This is a genomic window from Mesorhizobium sp. M0293 (assembly GCF_040321735.1).
GTDB lineage: Bacteria > Pseudomonadota > Alphaproteobacteria > Rhizobiales > Rhizobiaceae > Mesorhizobium.
The window spans coordinates 1-885 of record NZ_JAMYSA010000298.1 but is presented as its reverse complement, the minus strand read 5'-3'; the positions used below and the strand labels follow the sequence as shown (position 1 = coordinate 885).

Genomic DNA, 885 nt, shown 5'->3' with positions numbered 1-885 from the left:
TCTGGACTTATCGTCGAGCAGTCTAGCCAAATCTGGACGGTTTCCTTCTCTGAGGGTTCCGCTGAGTGGTGGCCTTGCACCCAAACAGGATGTGGAACAGAGCAGGGGCAGATGCCAGATTGCCAAGAAGACGACGCGGTCCTGGTTTGATTTGGCAGTGGGCGGGCCAAATGCGCTTGACAAAGCCGCGCCGGCCCGTTCAATCTGAGGCATTCACCAGGGGAGTCCCGGCAAGGGGCTGAGATACTGCTGGCTTTCGCGGCGCAGTGACCCGTTGAACCTGATCCAGTTCATACTGGCGTAGGGACGGTGCAAGCGCTCTGCGGGAGTTCACGCCCGAGGTCCTGTTTCGGCAGGTCCACAGAAGCGTCTTTTCATCCTTCCGGCACAGAACTGGGTCTCCAATGCATGAGCAAAGGAGCCTCAAGATGAATGCCCTCACCCCTGCCGTGTCGACGGGACCGCTGCCCGCCTCGCGGAAGATCCACAAGCCCGGCACCATCCACTCGCAGATCAAAGTGCCGATGCGCGAAATCTCCGTCCATCCGACAGCCGGCGAACCGCCAGTCACCGTCTACGATCCGTCGGGCCCCTATACCGATCCGGCTGTCGAAACCAGCATCGAAAAAGGCCTGGCTCGGCTTCGCCACGAATGGATCTTGGCCCGCGGCGATGTCGAGGACTGTGACGGCCGCCATGTCCGGCCGGAGGACAACGGATTCGCGACGGGCGAACGCCTGACGCCGGAATTTCCCATCCGCCACCGACCGCTCAGGGCCAAAGCAGGCAAGGCGGTGACGCAGCTTGCCTATGCGCGCGCCGGCATCATCACACCCGAAATGGAGTTCGTTGCCATTCGCGAGAACCTTGGTCGCGAGATCCTGC

At 61.5% G+C, this 885-nt stretch carries 1 pseudogene and 1 riboswitch; the pseudogene reads left to right on the top strand.

Annotated elements, in window-relative coordinates:
* Positions 1-208: 208 nt before the first annotated feature.
* Positions 209-325: riboswitch (TPP riboswitch) on the top strand.
* A 103-nt stretch (positions 326-428) separates the two neighbouring features.
* Positions 429-885 (top strand): annotated as a pseudogene (locus NKJ06_RS35560) (phosphomethylpyrimidine synthase ThiC); the annotation flags it as partial.